Genomic DNA, 235 nt, shown 5'->3' with positions numbered 1-235 from the left:
CCGAGGATCTCGCGGTGACCGGTGGCGGAGATCCCGGTGGCGATGACCACCGCCTGGGACACGATCCGGTGGTTCACCCGGGCCTTGCAGCAGGTCGCGCCCAGGAACACCTACGGGAACACGGTGTGCTCCAGCGGCCGTTCCTTGAACGCATCCAGTTCGGTGTCGGGTTCGCCGCAGATCCGCGACACTTCCGATTTCGAGATCCCGCTGTCCGCGCCCAGGGCCTTGACCA

1 pseudogene is annotated in these 235 nt (G+C 66.8%); it reads right to left on the bottom strand.

Annotation, left to right across the window (positions count from 1 at the left end):
• Positions 1-235 (bottom strand): annotated as a pseudogene (locus OP79_RS53570) (transposase); the annotation flags it as partial.

This window comes from Streptomyces yerevanensis (genome assembly GCF_000716805.1).
Taxonomy (GTDB): domain Bacteria; phylum Actinomycetota; class Actinomycetes; order Streptomycetales; family Streptomycetaceae; genus Streptomyces; species Streptomyces flaveus.
Note: the sequence above shows the minus strand (reverse complement) of the source record. Positions and strands in the feature narration are given on the sequence as shown.